Origin of the sequence: Pseudomonas lijiangensis, from assembly GCF_018968705.1 — a bacterium.
Classification (GTDB): domain Bacteria; phylum Pseudomonadota; class Gammaproteobacteria; order Pseudomonadales; family Pseudomonadaceae; genus Aquipseudomonas; species Aquipseudomonas lijiangensis.
Map to the genome: position 1 here is coordinate 2,103,187 of NZ_CP076668.1, position 16,286 is coordinate 2,119,472.

Annotated in this window: 13 protein-coding genes; 8 read left to right on the forward strand and 5 right to left on the reverse strand. The window is 59.7% G+C overall.

All coding sequences use genetic code 11. The features are described 5' to 3' along the window. Nucleotides 1-10: 10 nt before the first annotated feature. Nucleotides 11-2,116, reverse strand: coding sequence for a type III secretion system export apparatus subunit SctV (gene sctV / locus KQP88_RS09215; protein ID WP_200993124.1), 2,106 nt, complete (start codon nt 2,114-2,116; stop codon nt 11-13). Next, nucleotides 2,113-3,228, reverse strand: coding sequence for a type III secretion system gatekeeper subunit SctW (gene sctW, locus KQP88_RS09220; protein ID WP_216705448.1), 1,116 nt, complete (start codon nt 3,226-3,228; stop codon nt 2,113-2,115). Before sctW ends, sctV begins: the two co-directional genes overlap by 4 nt. Before the next feature lie 264 nt (nt 3,229-3,492). Here sctW and KQP88_RS09225 point away from each other — a divergent pair, with 264 nt between their 5' ends. Then, nucleotides 3,493-4,047, forward strand: coding sequence for an RNA polymerase sigma factor (locus tag KQP88_RS09225; protein WP_025259572.1), 555 nt, complete (start codon nt 3,493-3,495; stop codon nt 4,045-4,047). Next, nucleotides 4,047-4,628 carry a GNAT family N-acetyltransferase gene (locus tag KQP88_RS09230; protein ID WP_216705449.1) on the forward strand — a complete coding sequence of 194 codons (582 nt, stop codon included), beginning with the start codon at nt 4,047-4,049 and terminating at the stop codon, nt 4,626-4,628. The genes KQP88_RS09225 and KQP88_RS09230 overlap by 1 nt, the downstream gene beginning before the upstream one ends. 207 nt (nt 4,629-4,835) lie before the next feature. Here KQP88_RS09230 and KQP88_RS09235 read toward each other — a convergent pair whose 3' ends face one another. Together KQP88_RS09235 and KQP88_RS09240 are read right to left on the reverse strand one after the other, a co-directional pair. After that, complete coding sequence (locus KQP88_RS09235) at nt 4,836-6,419, reverse strand: aldehyde dehydrogenase (NADP(+)) (RefSeq protein ID WP_216705450.1); 1,584 nt, start codon at nt 6,417-6,419, stop codon at nt 4,836-4,838. Between the two features lie 158 nt (nt 6,420-6,577). Continuing rightward, complete coding sequence (locus KQP88_RS09240; RefSeq protein ID WP_216705451.1) at nt 6,578-7,456, reverse strand: LysR family transcriptional regulator; 879 nt, start codon at nt 7,454-7,456, stop codon at nt 6,578-6,580. Nucleotides 7,457-7,562: 106 nt separating this feature from the next. On the opposite strand from KQP88_RS09240, the gene KQP88_RS09245 reads away from it, so the two are divergent. The 6 genes from KQP88_RS09245 to KQP88_RS09270 all read left to right on the forward strand — a co-directional run bounded on the left by KQP88_RS09245 (nt 7,563) and on the right by KQP88_RS09270 (nt 12,997). Next, nucleotides 7,563-8,102 carry a GNAT family N-acetyltransferase gene (locus tag KQP88_RS09245; protein ID WP_200993119.1) on the forward strand — a complete coding sequence of 180 codons (540 nt, stop codon included), beginning with the start codon at nt 7,563-7,565 and terminating at the stop codon, nt 8,100-8,102. Between the two features lie 6 nt (nt 8,103-8,108). Next, nucleotides 8,109-9,275 carry an MFS transporter gene (locus KQP88_RS09250; protein WP_216705452.1) on the forward strand — a complete coding sequence of 389 codons (1,167 nt, stop codon included), beginning with the start codon at nt 8,109-8,111 and terminating at the stop codon, nt 9,273-9,275. Nucleotides 9,276-9,428: 153 nt separating this feature from the next. After that, nucleotides 9,429-10,502: an ABC transporter substrate-binding protein gene (locus KQP88_RS09255; protein ID WP_216705453.1), complete on the forward strand. Its 1,074-nt coding sequence runs from the start codon at nt 9,429-9,431 to the stop codon at nt 10,500-10,502. Then, nucleotides 10,489-11,487: an ABC transporter permease gene (locus KQP88_RS09260; protein WP_216705454.1), complete on the forward strand. Its 999-nt coding sequence runs from the start codon at nt 10,489-10,491 to the stop codon at nt 11,485-11,487. Before KQP88_RS09255 ends, KQP88_RS09260 begins: the two co-directional genes overlap by 14 nt. Next, nucleotides 11,481-12,272, forward strand: coding sequence for an ABC transporter ATP-binding protein (locus KQP88_RS09265; protein WP_216705455.1), 792 nt, complete (start codon nt 11,481-11,483; stop codon nt 12,270-12,272). Before KQP88_RS09260 ends, KQP88_RS09265 begins: the two co-directional genes overlap by 7 nt. An 80-nt stretch (nt 12,273-12,352) precedes the next feature. Then, complete coding sequence (locus KQP88_RS09270; RefSeq protein WP_200993114.1) at nt 12,353-12,997, forward strand: TetR/AcrR family transcriptional regulator; 645 nt, start codon at nt 12,353-12,355, stop codon at nt 12,995-12,997. 401 nt (nt 12,998-13,398) lie between these two features. Here the strand turns inward: KQP88_RS09270 and KQP88_RS09275 are convergent, their stop codons facing one another. Continuing rightward, nucleotides 13,399-16,140, reverse strand: coding sequence for a beta-glucosidase (locus tag KQP88_RS09275; protein WP_216705456.1), 2,742 nt, complete (start codon nt 16,138-16,140; stop codon nt 13,399-13,401). Nucleotides 16,141-16,286 lie beyond the last annotated feature (146 nt).

Sequence of the window (16,286 nt, forward strand, 5' to 3'; positions counted from 1 at the left end):
GGGGACTCCATCAGGCCATCAGGGCTTGTGCTTCATCCAGGTCGATGCGACCCAGAACCTTGACTTGCACCGTGGATAACAACTCGGCGAAAGACAGCACGGGTACGTGGTTGAATTCTTCTGCCAGCAGGCTGTGCAAGGGGCTGCGCAGGTCCTGGGCAACCAGCAATACAGCCTTGGGACTGGATGGCGGGTTCGATTGCAGGGCAAAGGCTTCGCGCAACTGTTCCAGCAGCGCACTGCCCAGCTCGGGTTCGAGGGCAAAATAGGATTCGTTCTGGGTCTGGCGCAGGGCATCGCGCAGCAATACTTCCGTTTCCGGCGTCACCAGCCAGGTATTGAGGGTGTTTTCTTCGCTGTGCTGATGGCAGATCTGTGCCTTCAGGGCGATGCGGACATAGTCGGTCAGGGCATTGAGGTCGCGTTCATGCTGGCCTTGTTCGATCAGGGTTTCGGCAATCGGCCTGACCGAGCGCAACGAAACCAGTTCGGCAGAAAGACGTTGCAACACAGCAGCAAACCGCGCCAGAGGCAAGGTACGTTGCAGCTCCTGGGCCAGTTCCGGTTGTTCGGACTCCAGCCAGCTGAGGATCGCCTTGCTTTCCTGAAGACCGATGAATTGCGGGCCGGTGGCCTGGAAGGCGCGGCTCATGCGTTCAAGGATCAGCTCATGAGGCCGTATGCCGACGATGTCCTCGTCTTCGAACAGCGGATCGTTCGCATCGACCCACATCCATTGGGCTTCGTCGCGATCAATACGTCCGGGGTAACCGGCCTGATCTTCCTCCACATCGCGGATATCGACGGCCACGTGGGTCAGGGAAATGGTGGCGCGTACAAAAGGCACTTCATAAACGCAGAAGCGGAATTCGTCGATTTCGCAACTTTCCACGAACTCGATATCGAAGGAGGGCAGCGTCAGGCCGAAGTTGTGAACCAGTGTGTTGCGACGCTGGCGAATGCCTTGAATCAGCATGTCGAGCTCCATCAAACCCTGATGGCTGGGGTGAAACTGCAGCAGGTAGGCCCGCGACGGGTTGAAACGGCGGATATCCTCGCGACCATTGAGTTCAGGCGCGGCATTGCGGGCGGAGCCGACCTGATCCTGGTAAAGCTCTTTCTGACGAATGCGCCACAACTGAATCAGGCCGCTGAACAGGCAAAGCGCGCTGATGCACGCAAAAACAAAGGTCGGCATTCCCGGAATCAGGCCGAACCCCATCATCCCGATGGAGGCGAATACCCAGGCTTTTGGCTGGCTGGTGAGCTGTTCGGCGATTTCGTGACCGATGTTGGCATCGGCGGTCTGACTGTCCGGGGCCACGCGGGTGATGATCATGCCCGCGGTCAGGGAGATCAGCAGCGCGGGGATCTGGGCGATCAGGCCGTCACCGATGGTCAGCACCGAATACAGGTGCATGGCGTCACCGGCTTCCATGCCGTGCTGCATCACGCCGATGGAAAAACCACCGATCAGGTTGATGAACACGATCACCAGGCCGGCGATGGCATCACCCTTCACGAACTTCATCGCGCCGTCCATGGCACCGAACAGCTGGCTTTCCTTGGATAGCTGCTCACGGCGATGCCGGGCTTCGCGCACGTTGATCAGGTTGGCCCGCAGGTCGCTGTCGATGGACATCTGCTTGCCGGGCATTGCGTCCAGGGTGAAGCGTGCCGCCACTTCCGCAACCCGCTCCGAGCCCTTGGTGATGACCAGAAAGTTGACGATGGTCAGGATCAGGAAGATCACCAGACCCACCGCCAGGTTGCCGCCAACCACGAAGCTGCCGAATGCTTCGACGATATGGCCGGCATCCTGTTGCAGCAGAATCAGGCGGGTGGTGGCAATCGACAAGGCCAGGCGAAACATGGTGGTCAGCAGCAAGACTGCCGGGAAGGTCGAGAACGCCAGCGGGCGCGGCAGGTACATCGCCAGTACGATAAGCAATGACGAAATACAGATGTTCAGGGCGATCAGCACGTCCACCAGTGCGGTGGGCAAGGGCAGGATCATCATGAACACGATGGCCATGACCATGATCGCGCCGACGATTTCCGTACGCTTCATCACGGCCAGCGCGAGGCTGTTCAGTGCATGGATGATGCGGATCATTGGATGGCTCTCCCGGCATCTTCAATGCCCATGGCCTTGCGTTCCTGGCGAGACAATTCATCCATCAGGCCCTGCAACAGGCGCAGGCCGTTCTGGCGGGTCTTGAGGTCCTTCCATAACGGCAGGGGCAGGTTTTGCAGCAACGGATACAGGCCGTTGAAGAACAGCGGTTGCAGGTTGGGCGTGCGGCCAATGGTTTCCTCGGCCAGCAGCGTCAGGTCGCGGGCGAAGAAGCCGTTGCCGCAGAAACGCAGTACCCGTTTGCTCATGCCCAGTGCGGTCATGGCGCTGTCGGGAGATTTCCTGGCCAGGCGCTCAAGCAGCGCCAGGCAGGTTTTCAGCAGGTTGTTCAACTGGCCGCTGGCGCCCAGGCCACGCAGCATCGAGCGCAGTACGCCGCCCGGCAGTGAAGGGGCGAGGGCGGCAATGTCATCGGCCAGCGCCCGTTGCAGGGTGCGCAGACCGCGGGCGAACTGATCTTCATTGAAGCGTTCGAGCAAGGCTTCCAGCAGAGTGGCCAGCGGCTGCTGGCCAACGATTGCCTTGTAATAGAGCTGACGCATCAGGCTGCGTTGCTGCGGGTCGCTGCTGAACAGGGCAATGGCGCTGGCGGTATTCAGACCGGCGCGAATCTTGTCGCCGTGGGTCAGGCGCAGCTCTTCAAGCATGCTCTGAGCCTGGTCGTGGCTGCTTTCGCTGCCTTCGGCAACGGACAGGCGCACCACCTGCTGCAACAGAATGTCGGCCCGCGCCGGGTCGTTGTCCGCCATCTTCAGCAGGTCAGGCATCGAACTGCCTTGCTGCATCATCTGGATCTGCATGCGCCTGGCCTGCTGCTCCAGGGTTGGCTGCTCGCTGTTATCGAGCAGGCGGTACATCTCGGCCAGCTTCTCGATGCGCTCGATACGTTGCGAACTGCCGGATTCGCGAACGTGTCGCTCGTCCAGTCCCTTGCTGTGGCGCTCCACACTTTCGCTGAACTTCATCGCCACTTCTTCCATGGAATCGAGCAATGGATTCTTGGGGGCGAACGACTTTGTTTCCGCAACAGGTGGGCGAGGGAGCGGCTCCAGGTCAGCAGGCCGCATATCTGGGAAGGAGTTGATTTTCATGGGCTGCGCTATCGCCTCGGAACATGTGTTTCCTGAGTGGCGTTTAAGCGCAACCGGTTCCTGCAATCCGGTGTTTTGAATGCTGTGCCAGTTCTTGCACAGCCTTTGTGTCGGGAATGCAACAAATGGCACAAAACACCCTTTTTCGCGCCTATAAATCCTTATAAAACAATAACTTGAAAATATTAAATAGTTGGTACGTTCGCTGCTCTCCCTATCTGGCCACTACTGGCAAAAGTTACGTATGGATATGGAGATACAACCGTGGAAGTCAAAGGCATGCAGCGCGAAGGGAAAGTCATTGGTGTTATCGCACTGGACTTGGGTGGCCTTGCTAAAAGCAGCGAGAAAAAGCTGCGGGGTTTCATCGCTAAACGTGTATTCAATCAGGCGGATGTCGATGACCTGATGCAGATGACGTATCTGGAAGCCTGGCGCAACCAGCACAAATACCTGGGCACCTCCCGGCCTGAAACCTGGTTGTTCGGGATTGCAGCCAATCTGGTGAGGAACCATTTCAAGACCTTCTATAACCAGCCTCAGTGCATGGAGCTGACCGACTCCGAACTGGAAAACCTGGAACATGGCCATGACCCGAGCCTGGTCAGCGATTTTCAGCGCACCCTGGGCCGGACCCTCGAAGCCATCGAAGAACTCTCGGTGGACATGCGCACCGTCATTCAACTGGTGGTCGACTCGGACATCAGCTACCAGGATGCCGCGCGTCATCTGGATATCCCGATTGGCACCATCCGCTCACGATTGGCTCGTGCCCGTGGACAGCTCAAATCCAGCGTTTATTCCAAGGAGATTCACTGATGAACAGTTTTGTCCCTAACCCCGAGCTGCCACGTCTGCCACGCGGTATTCGCGAGTTCACTGAAGACGACCTCGAAGCGATGATGAACATCTTCAATGAAACGGCGGGCAGTGGCGCCAACTCGCCGGTTACCCGGCCGATGACCTACGAAGAAGTGAAGTTCTACGTCAACCTCTACAAGCGTGATGGCTTGCCGGTCTACGTTTACGAGCGTCGCGGCGAAGTCCTGGGCTGGCTGTCGATCAACCGCTTCAGTTGGGGAACCCAGGCCTGCTACAGAACCGGGGAAACGGCCATCTACGTGCGCGGCGACCATTTCGGCAGTGGTATTGGCGTCCTGCTCTGCAAGGCGACGGTCATTCTGGGTCAGCAGGCCGGGCTCGAAAACCTGGTGGCCTGGATCATGGCGGCCAACACCCCGAGCCAGAAGATCGTCACGGCGGTGGGTGCGCACCTGTGGGCCCGCTTGCCCAATATCGCCCGCTTCGGTGAGCAACGTTCCGATGTTCTGCTGTTTGGCCTGCCATTGGGGCAGTCGTTGAACGTGCCGGTGCGGATCAATGTTTCGGAGGCTGTCTGATTCGCCAGCGTTGGAAAAAGGGTATGCACTGGTTGAAGGTGCATACCGTGTTATCTACCGCACGACCGTATTGACGGTCGATGCGGTGCTGATTCCGGCCAGGACCGGCACACGGTCCTGGCAATCCGGCACAAGGTCACTGTTTTGGATTGCAAAAAAAACGGCGCAGCCTTTTCAGGCCGCGCCGCTGTTTTTTGTGGCTACCGATCAGACGATAGGCTGGTCGCTCCACTCGCCATTGACCAGACGTTTCAGGCCCAGCGGGTTGGCGTTCTGCAGGGCAGGTGGCAACAGGCTGTCAGCCTGGTTCTGATAGCAGATCGGACGCAGGAACCGATCGATGGCCAGGCTGCCTACCGAGGTGCCACGGGCATCGGAAGTCGCCGGGTAAGGACCGCCATGGACCATGGCATCGCAGACTTCGACGCCAGTCGGGTAGCCGTTGACCAGAATACGACCGACTTTCTCTTCCAGCAGCGGCAGCAGCCAGTTGTATTTGGCCAGGTCTGTCTGCTCGCCGATCAGGGTCGCAGTGAGCTGACCACGCAAGGCCAGCAGCGCTTTCTTCAGTTCGGCATCGTCAGCGACTTCGATCACCAGCGTGGTCGGGCCGAAAACTTCTTCCTGCAACAGTTCGTCACCGTTGAGCAGCAGGCTGACATCAGCCTTGAACAGTTGCGCCTGAGCCTGCTTGCCTTCCTGCGGCTTGCCTGCCAGGTGAGTCACGCCCGGATGCGCCAGCAGGTGCTCGACACCCTTGCTGTAGCTGCGCAGGCCACCGGCGTTGAGCATAGTTTGTGGCGCCTGACCGCCCATGTGCTCGGTCAGTTGCTCAAGGAAGGCCGAGAAGGTTGCAGAGCGCAGACCGATCACCACGCCAGGGTTGGTGCAGAACTGGCCAGCACCCATGACAACCGACGCCGCCAGATCCTTGGCCACTGTTTCGCCGCGTGCTGCCAGCGCTTCCGGCAGCAGAACCACCGGGTTGATGCTCGACATTTCCGCGAAGACCGGAATCGGTTGTGGACGCTCGGCGGCCATCTTGCTCAGGGCGTTACCGCCGCCCAGAGAACCGGTGAAGCCCACTGCCTGAATGGCCGGATGCTTGACCAGACCTTCACCGACGCCATTGCCGAAGATCATGTTGAACACGCCTTTTGGCATCTGGGTGCGTTCGGCTGCGCGAATGATTGCACTGCCTACCAGATCGGCGGTGGCCATGTGACCGCTGTGGGCCTTGAAGACGACCGGGCAGCCGGCTGCCAGCGCAGCGGCGGTATCACCACCGGCGGTGGAGAAGGCCAGCGGGAAGTTGCTGGCGCCGAAGACGGCGACCGGGCCGACACCGATGCGGTACTGGCGCAGGTCGACACGTGGCAGAGGCTTGCGATCCGGCAGCGGCAGGTCGATGCGGGCACCGAGGTAATCGCCACGGCGCAGAACCTTGGCGAACAGACGCATCTGGCCGCTGGTACGACCACGTTCACCCTGGATACGCGCTTGAGGCAGAGCGGTTTCCTGGCAGACGATGGCGACGAAGTCATCGCCCAACTGGTCGATCTCGTCAGCGATGGCTTCAAGGAACTCGGCGCGACGGGCCGGGCTCAGTTGACGGAATTCAGGGAAGGCTTCTTTGGCAGCCAGGGCAGCGGCATCGATTTCGCCATCGGTGGCCTGGGAGAAGCTGTACGGCAGTTCTTCACCGGTCGTGGCGTCGAGGCTTTTCTGCTGGATCTGACCCAGGGCGCTGCGGCCGCCAGCGATGAAGTTGTGGCCGAGAATGTTAGGCATCGGTATCTCCTGTTGTTTTGAGGTGGGAGACAGGTCCGGATGAAAGCGGTACCTGCGCTCCTTTATGGGTTGCCGAATCTGTGAGGTCAGCAGTCATCGTACAACTTGGTCGACAGCATATGCAACTGCCAAAGCAGGATAGAGGTGGTGCGAATTGATCACCCGCGAAGCGCATCCAGCACCTTGCGCAATGCCTTGCTCACCGGTTTGTCCTGACGCAACACGATACCCAGTGTACGGCTCAGTCCCGGTGTCAGCGAGTGGACCTGCAGCCCGCGCCGATGATGGGTCGCGGCTACCGACATACGGGGCACGATGCTGTAGCCCAGGCCGGCGGCGACCATTTCCTTGATGGCTTCGATGCTGCCCAGTTCCATCACCGGTTTGATGCGAATCCCCGCCTGCAAGTACCACTCGTTGATGAGCAGGCGTGTGCTGCTGCCGGCTTCGAACACCACCAGCGGGTAATCGCTCAGTGCCCGGGGTGTGAAGGCCTCGGGCAGCGGGTCCTGCTGGCTGGCGAAAATCGCCACGAATTCATCTTCCAGCAATGGCGTGACTTCCAGGCTGCGGCCCGAAGCGGGCAGGGTGACCAGAGCCAGGTCCAGACGGTTTTCCTCCACAGCCTTGAGAATCCCGTCGGTATTGCCGGTGCTGACCCGCACGTCCAGATCCGGGAAGCGTCGTCTCAGGTCTTGCAGCATCGGCGGCAGCAGATGAATGCAGGCGGTGGCTCCGGTGCCGATGGCAATCTGTCCGGCTATGCCATTGGCGTGGCTGGCAAGCTCCAGCATGGCGTCTTCGACTACTGCGTCGATTCGTGAAACATGCTCCAGCAAGGTGCTGCCTGCCGAGGTGGGTTTGATGCGTTTGCCCACCCGCTCGATCAATCGCAGGTTCAGATGTTCTTCCAGTTGCCGTACTTGCAGGCTTACCGCGGGTTGGGTCAGGTTCAGGCGTTCGGCTGCCGCCGAGAAGCTGCCGTGGGCGATGACCAGCGAGAAGGTGTGCAGATGATTGAGGTTCAGTCGGCGCATGGCAAAGTTTTACTTATGCTGAGGATCAAGGATCATAGCTTTGTTTATGGTTTGCCGCGCTGCATCATTGCCCTCATTCACTAGCACCCGCCAAAGAGTTTTAAAGATGAACGATGCCCTGATTCTGCGTGACGCCCGCGACGACGATATGCCTGCGGTCCAGGCGATCTATGCCGAGCATGTCCTGGAGGGGATTTCCAGTTTTGAGCTGGAGCCGCCGAGCCTGGCGGAAATGCTGCGTCGACGCGCTGAAGTGCTGGCCAAGGGATTGCCTTACCGGGTCGCCGAGCGTCAGGGTGAAGTGGTGGGGTATGGCTATGTCACGCCGTATCGGCCACGTCCCGGCTACCGGTTTACTGTGGAAGACTCGGTTTATGTGCGCAGTGGCCTGGGTGGTCTGGGGATCGGTCAGGCGCTGCTGGGTGAACTGGTCGAGCACTGTGTCGCGGGCGGTTGGCGGCAGATGATCGCGATTATCGGTAACAGTGAGAACGTTGCGTCGATCCGCCTGCACGAGCGCCTGGGTTTTCATCGGGTGGGAGTCTTCGAGTCGGTAGGCTTCAAGCACGGGCGCTGGGTCGATACCGTGCTGATGCAGCGAGCCTTGGGCGACGGTTCGCTCAGCATGCCTGAACCTGTTGTGTGAAACCGGGTGAACGGCTCGGGGTTGCCCCGGCATGCGGTGTTACGACTGGGCGTTGCGCAGTTGATCAATTGGGGCGTGACGTTTTACCTGCCGGGCGCTTTTGGCAACGCCATCGCCGATGACCTGGGCTGGAGCGGGCAACGGGTCTTTGCCGGATTATCGGTGGCGATGCTGGTCATGGGACTGGTTTCTCCGCTGGTTGCCCGTCTGATCCAGCATCTGGGCGCACGGCAGGTGATGCAGACGGGGGCCTTGCTCAACGCGGTCGGTTGCTGTGCTCTGGCCCTGTGTCATGGCCCGACGCTGTATTTCATGGCCTGGTGCATCCTTGGCCTCGGGATGCGTCTGTCCCTTTACGATGCGCTGTTTGCAGTGCTGGCCGGATTACTGGCTGCCAGAGCACGTCCGCTGATGATGCAGATCACTTTATTGGGTGGCCTGGCGTCTGCGGTGTTCTGGCCCTTGGGCCATCACTTGCAAGAGATGTTCGGCTGGCGCAGTGCGCTCGGGGTGTATGCCGCTTTGGCATTGCTCGGCGGGATGTTGGCAGGCGGGCTGCCGAACGCCCGCACAGCTTCTATACCGGAGCGTGTCGAATCCGGTGATGCAACGATTGCTACGCCCTGGCTGCCGCAGTTCGGCTATGCCCTGAGCATGATGCTGATCGGATTCATGTCCGCGGGCCTGTCGGCGCACTTGCCCGCCATGCTCACTGGGTTGGGTGTGCCGCTGGGGCTGGTGGCCTTGTGGGGCATCGGGCAAACCTTCGCCCGTCTGTTGCAGGTCATGCTTGGGCAATCGCTATCGGCGCTGCGTTTGAATGTCTGGGTGGGCGCCGGTCTGACCCTGTGCTTTACCGTGGCGCTCATGAGCCAGGGACGAGTCTGGCTGGCCTGTCTGTTCCTCTTTGGCTATGGCGCCATGAATGGTCTGTGTACTTTGTTGCGTGCCAGCCTGCCGTTCGAGCTTTTTGCCCATGCCCGTTACACCCAGTTGCAGGGCAGGCTGCTGGCACCGGGTTTTTTGTGTGCGGCAGGCGCCCCCTGGTTCTACGCTCTGGTGCATGAACTTTCAGGGGATCGCGGGCTGATAGGGCTCTCGCTGGCCATCAGTCTGCTGGTGTGGGGCCTGGCGATTGCTCTGCGATGCCGCGGGGAGGTTTCTGTTCTTTGATAGACTATTTGCATATTTATATAGAATTTAAATGAATTTATAGAATGTTTTGTCCGGTGATATGGTTTTAAACAGTCGCTGGATCCTTGAGAAAGGTTATTAAAACCTTTCGGTGAAGGCCGTCACCGTTTTCATTCTCAAGGAAAGACCTGCATGGCCGCTTTTGATTCGTTAACCCGTCGCCGCTTGCTGGGATGGGCCAGCGCCGTCCTTGCCAGCCCTTTGCTGTTGTCGTTGCCGCGCTCCGGCTGGGCAGTGGACGAGCATGCCGGGCATCTGAGTCATCCGGATATCGAGCCTGCCGGCACCGGCGATTTCATCCGTCTGGACGAGCCGCGGGCGCTCAAGCTGGCGGTCAACCTCAATGCAGTCTGCCTGGCGCCGGTGGTCATCGCTCACGGCCAGGGTTTCTTCAAGAAGCACAATCTGGACGTGGAACTGGTCAACTTCGGCAACTCCACCGAAGTGCTGCTTGAAGCTATTGCCACGGGCAAGGCCGATGCCGGTGTGGGCATGGCGCTGCGATGGCTCAAGGCGCTGGAACAGGGTTTCGACGTCAAGCTGACGGCAGGCACTCACGGCGGTTGCCTGCGCCTGCTCAGTGCCGTCAACAGCCCGATCAACAAGCTGGAGGACCTCAAGGGCAAGTCCATCGGCGTCACGGACATGGCCAGCCCCGACCGCAATTTCTTCTCGGTGCTGCTCAAGAAGCATGGCGTTGACCCGGTGCGGGATGTGGACTGGCGTCTTTACCCCGCAGACCTGCTGGGTACGGCGCTGGAGCGGGGCGAGGTGCAGGCGGTCAGCGGCAGCGACCCGTTCATGTATCGCCTGATCAACGCTGGCAAGGCGCGTGAACTGTCGACCAATCTGGTGGAGGAATACGCCAACCTGAGCTGCTGCGTGGTGGGTGTCACCGGCAAGCTGGTGCGTGAAGAAAAGCGTGTGGTGGCGGCCCTGACTCAGGCGATTCTTGAGGCTCACGCTTACGCCGTGAAGCATCCCGAAGTGGTCGCCAAGGGCTTTCAGGCCCATGCCTTGAACACCTCGGTGGAAGAGGTTCAGGCGATCCTTCACGATCATACTCACGGCCATCATGCCGTCGGTGCCGCATTGACCAGGGAAATCCAGACCTACGTCACGGACCTGAAAACCGTTGAAGTCATCCGTCAGAGTACCGATGCCGTCGAGTTCTCCAGGGAGATTACCGCCGATGTCTTCAGCTGAAGCTTCTACCCTGACGAGTGAAGAGCCCCGCGAGACTTTCGGCTTCTGGAAGCTGGGCGCAGTGGCTGTCTTTGCCTGGATTCTGGTAGCGGCATTGACCTTGTACTTGCCCAATGCCACACGCAAATGGCCGATGACCGAAGGCCTGGCCAATCTGTGCCTGGCCATTGCCCTGTTGATTTTGCTGGCCGGTATTGCCGGGCGCTGGTCCGACAGCCTGGCGCGTCGAGCCCAAGCGGCCGGGCCGTGGCTGATTGCATTGCCGGCCCTGCTGGGGATCTGGGAAGTGCTTACGGCCAAGTCGGGTTTGCTGCCTGTGCCATTTTTTGCACCGCCACAAGCCTTGCTGGATGTCTACGTCGAAGACTGGCCGCGTCTGCTGGAAAGCCTGCTGCATTCAGCCCTGTTGCTGGGCACTGGCGTGGCGCTGGGGGCCGTGACCGGTTTTATCGCCGGGGTCGCCATCGGCTGGTCGAGCAGCATTGGCTACTGGCTGCATCCGGTTCTGCGCATTCTTGGCCCGGTGCCTTCCACAGCCCTGTTGCCGCTGTGCTTCTTTCTATTCCCCACGAGCTGGAGCGCCAGTGTGTTCCTGATTGCGCTGGCCACCTGGTTTCCGGTGACGGTGCTGACCTGGTCGGGCGTTGCCAGTGTCGACAAGGCCTATTACGACGTGGCGCGCACTCTGGGTGCCAAGCCCGGTTTCCTGATTTTCAATGTGGCGATTCCTGCTGCCTTGCCCCATGTGTTCGTCGGTCTGTTCATGGGGCTTGGGGCATCTTTCTCGACTCTGGTAGTGGCCGAGATGATGGGCGTCAAAGCCGGAATCGGCTGGTATCTGCAATGGGCCCAAGGCTGGGCGGCCTACGCCAATATGTATGCCGCGCTGTTGATCATGGCGCTGGCGTGTTCCGGCCTGATCACGGCGCTGTTCCTGATTCGTGACCGCCTTCTGGCCTGGCAACAAGGAACCATGAAATGGTAGCCACCGCTCACGCTGCAAATCCTTCCCGGGCCGGGCTTGCGTTGCGTATCGACAGCCTCAGCCATGGCTTCGCTCTGGATGGCCAGCGCCTGCCGGTACTGGACAAGGTTTCACTGGATGTCGCCCCCGGCGAGTTTGTCGCGCTGCTCGGGCCTTCCGGGTGCGGCAAGTCCACTTTGCTGCGACTGGTTGCAGGGCTTGAGCCCGCCGACTCCGGCGCCTTGCTGGCCGATGGCGTGCCGATTGGCGGCCCGGATCCTTCTCGGGTCGTGGTATTTCAGGACCCGACGCTCTATCCCTGGCGTCGGGTGTGGGACAACGTGGCGCTTGGGCTGCAAGCCCAGGGTCTGCTGAAAACCCATTCAGCCAAGGTCGATGCCGCTTTGGCCAAGGTCGGGCTCAGTCAGTTCGGTCGTGCTTATCCACGGCAGTTGTCCGGCGGCATGGCTCAGCGGGTGGCGCTGGCGCGAGCCTTGGTCAACGAGCCGCGATTGCTGATTCTCGACGAGCCACTGGGCAAGCTGGATTCCCTGACCCGGATTGCCATGCAGCAGGAACTGATCGACCTTTGGCAGCGTCAGGGCTACACCGCGTTGCTGGTGACCCACGATGTCGAAGAGGCGTTGCTGCTGGCCAATCGGGTGATCGTTTTCAGCGACAGGCCTGCCAGTATCAAGGCGCAACTGACCATCGAGCGTCCTTATCCGCGTCATCGTGACGATCCTTATCTGGTTGATCTGCGCCGTCAGATCCTCGGCCTGTTGGGGCTGGGTGAGCAGTGGTAGGTGATAGTCGGTGGTGCTACGGGATTGCGACCTGTGGCTTGAGTGAGTAGGGTACGCCCCTGAACAAGAAGGAGCCTGCCATGACCCGGCACAACTCACAGGACACGGGGTCGCCAGCTATCCGGCAACGACGTGCACCCAAAGGCGAAAAACGCCGCGAAGAACTGCTCGATGCGGCCTTGCAGGTGTTCTCTCTGGAAGGTTATACCGGAGCGTCAGTGGCCCAGGTAGCGGCGATTGTCGGTATATCCGTCGCGGGCCTGTTGCATCACTTCCCCAACAAGGTTTCGTTGCTGATGGGGGTGCTGGACCGGCGCGATGAAGTCAGCCGCAAGATTGCCGACGAGGTTCGTGCAGAAAACAACCTGGCCAGTCTGCTGGGCAGCCTGCGGGCCATCAACCGTTCCAATGCCACGGCGCCGGGCGTGATCCGGGCGTTCTCGATCCTCAATGCGGAAAGTCTGCTGGACAGCCATCCTGCCTGGGAGTGGTTCCAGACACGTTATCAACGGATTTATGAGCGGCTGCTGGGGCAGTTCACGGCGTTGGTTGAAAGCGGGGAGGTGCGGAAGGATGTGGATTTACCCGCGCTGATCCAGCAGATCCTGGCAATGATGGACGGGCTGCAGATTCAATGGCTGCGTTTCCCGGATCAGGTTGATCTGGTGAAGAGTTTCGATGCCTACATTGCGCAGGTCGATCAGGCGATAAGGGTTCGTTCCTGAACCATAGAAAAAGCATCGTCCTCGGTTTAAAAAGCGCAAGCGACAAGCACAAGCGTAAAAGCTCTTTGCCGCAATCGTGAAGGCGCCGCAGAACGCGACGTTGGTGAAGGCTGAGTGGAGGTAGTGATCCGGTGGTAACTCTGCATGGATGCAGAGTTAGCCGCACCGGGCCATGGATGGCCCATTGCGGCGACCGCCGGATCACTGCCGGAACGAAGGAACCCCGCCGTCAGGCGGGGCCGAACCCGGAGCAATGGCTTTGGTTACTTTGGCCGAAACCAAAGTGACGCGCCGTAAAGGCGCAAGGCGGCCTCAAGCCGAACACTCAGTCCGCCACAACATCGCACCTGCTTGCTGAGCGAGAGTGCGACGCCAAGGCTACGGGTGATCTCCTGCGACGTTTACTCGGTTTCCTGCTCAAACACCCCACCGGTTTTCACCGCTGGCTTGCTGACATTCACCGAGTTCAGTGCAGAACGTGGCAGCGGGTTGCTGGTGGTAGTCGAGAGTTCCTGACGGAACGGGTTGACCAGCTTGGCGTTCAGGCGGATGTCCTGAGACGAACTGCCCAGCGACAGGTTGAAAGTGTCGGCATCCACCACCCACTTCTTGGCGTTGACGTCGTAGTAAGCCAGCGAGCGATCGTTGAGCTCGATAGTCACACGCTTGCTTTCACCCGGCTTGAGGAACACCTTCTTGTAGCCCTTGAGCTCCTTGAGAGCACGCTCGACTTTCGGATTCTGCTGGCCAACATACAACTGCGCGACTTCCGAACCACCGACCTTGCCGGTGTTGGTCAGGTCGAACGAGACCTTGATCGGCGTATTGCCCACCGCTACGCCCGGCGTAACGCTGATATTGCTGTAACCGAAGGTGGTGTACGACAGACCATAGCCGAACGGGTAGAGCGGCTTGATGCCTTTCTTCTCGTAACCGCGATAACCCAGCAGCAGGTCATCCTTGTAGTCCATTTCCTTGAGCGTACCCTCGTTGTCGAATTTCGGGAAAGACGCATAGGCCGGGTTGTCTTCGATATTGCGCTCGATACTGATAGGCAGCTTGCCCGACGGGTTGACCTTGCCGAACAGGATTTCGGCCAGCGCCTGACCACCGTTCTGGCCCGGATAGAACGCATGCAGTGCCACCGGAACCTGATCGATCCAGTCGCTCATTTTCAGGGCGGTACCGCCGTACATGGTCACCACGGTATTGGGGTTGACCTTGGCGATGTTCTGGATCAGTTCATTCTGGAACTCAGGCAGATCGAAGCTGTGGTCGAAACCTTCACCTTCGTATTCGGCGCTGTTACCGACGGCTACCACTACTGCATCGTAGCCGGACAGATCCTGAGGAGCGTTCAGCGCCGCCCAGCTCAACTGCACGCCTACCAGGCCGCCCATGGTCGACAGGTAACCGGCACGACGCGAGTATTCGAGCTTCACGTCGTAGCTCTTGCCGGCTTCCAGGTTGATCTTGGCGTATTCAGGAATGGTTGGCGGAATGCTGTTGTCCGGCAGTGGCTTGCCGTCGCCGTTGTCGATGATTTTCTTGCCATTGACGTACAGGCGCACGGCACCGTCAGCACGAACCTTGAACACCTGCTCGCCGCTCTGGGTCGGGGTGATCTTGCCGGTGTAGCGAATCGACGTGGACGAGGTGTCGCCATTGAGCGAACCTGAAGTCGAGCCCTTGCTGGTGTACGGATCGGAGGCTGAGGTATTGCTGTCGAACGGCAGGTCGGTGTCGTTGGCCCAGTCCAGATCGACATGGCTTTCAGTACGGGTTACTGCTGCATCGCCGGACCAGTTGGCGTTGCTGAAGTACTCGACCTTCATGCCTTTCACTTCGTCGCCAGCGGTATTGGTGCTGGTCCACGGAGTGGTTTTCGGGTCCAGTGAGAGGCCTTCGATGAATTCGACCTTGGCGTTCGGTGCGATCTGCTGCAGGCCGCTCAACTCGCTGACGTAGCGGTTTGCCTGCACGTTGGCGCTGCCGAAACCGGTAGGCGGTGCATATCTGGCCAGGCTGCCGACCACGGCGATTTTCTTGACCTTCTGCTTGTCCAGCGGCAGCAGATCGTTCTGGTTCTTGAGCAACACGATGCCTTCACGGGCGGCGTTCAGGGCGACCTTGTTGCTGGTGGCGCTGTTCATGTTGTGGGTGGTCAGCGGCGTCTTGGTGTCGAACTTGTACAGGTAGATCTGCTTCAGGATGCGGCGGACCTTGTCGTCGATGGTCGCAGCGCTCAGTTCACCGCTGTCCAGATAAGGCTTGAGGATGGTGCTGTTCATCTGGTAGCCCATCATGTCTAGGTCGGTGCCTGCCTGAGCGGCGTTCAGACCATGGACGACAGCGTTGTAGTCGCTCTGTACGAAGCCCTTGAAGCCCCATTCCTTCTTGAGAATCTGCTTGATCAGGAGATCGTTTTCACAGGCGAACTCACCGTTCACTTTCTGGAAGGCGCACATCATCATCGCGACGTTGCCGTTCTTGGCAGCCGACTCGAACGCAGGCAGAGACATCTCGCGCAGTACGCGTTCATCCATGAGCTGGTTCAGGTTGAAACGGTTGCTTTCCTGGTCGTTGGCCGCGTAGTGCTTGGCGTTGGCCCACACTCCACGTGCCTGGATACCGTTGATGACGCCGGGTGCCAGGCTGGCGCCCAGGAACGGATCTTCACCGGAGAGGTATTCGAACGCACGGCCGCCGTAGGGCATGCGATACAGGTTCATGCCCGGGCCGGTGATGAACTGATAGCCGCCAGTGGCGGTGTCATAACCCAGGGCACGGCCCAGGTCGATGGCGCGACGCGGGTTCCAGGTAGCCGCCAGGTTCGGACCGGACGGATAGACCACGCCCTGATCGTTGCCTTCGCTGGTGTAGCGCACACCGACGCCACCATCGGCACCGTGAATCTGCGGGATACCGTAGCGGGACAGTGGCTTCACGTCCCAGCCGCCGGTACCACCGATGTAGGCCAGTTTTTCTTCCTGGGTCATCTTGTCCAGAGTCTTTTGCGCGGCCTTTTCGGCGCGGGCCTCACGAGCTTCCTGCTGAGTGGCGTCGGCAGCGTGCACCTGAGATACAGCCAATGCCAGCAGGGCCAGGGCCGACTGGGCGCCGATCATTTTCCGTTTGTTCATGCGTCTCTCCAACAACTTGTTCAATAAGGGTTCATGCAGTGAGAAGCGGCGATGGGGTCGCTGACTTCATGACTTTTCGTTGGGCAACAGTTTCCCGTCACCGCGATTCAAAGTGTTTTAACTTCGAGCGGGTGTTGCTGTTTTAT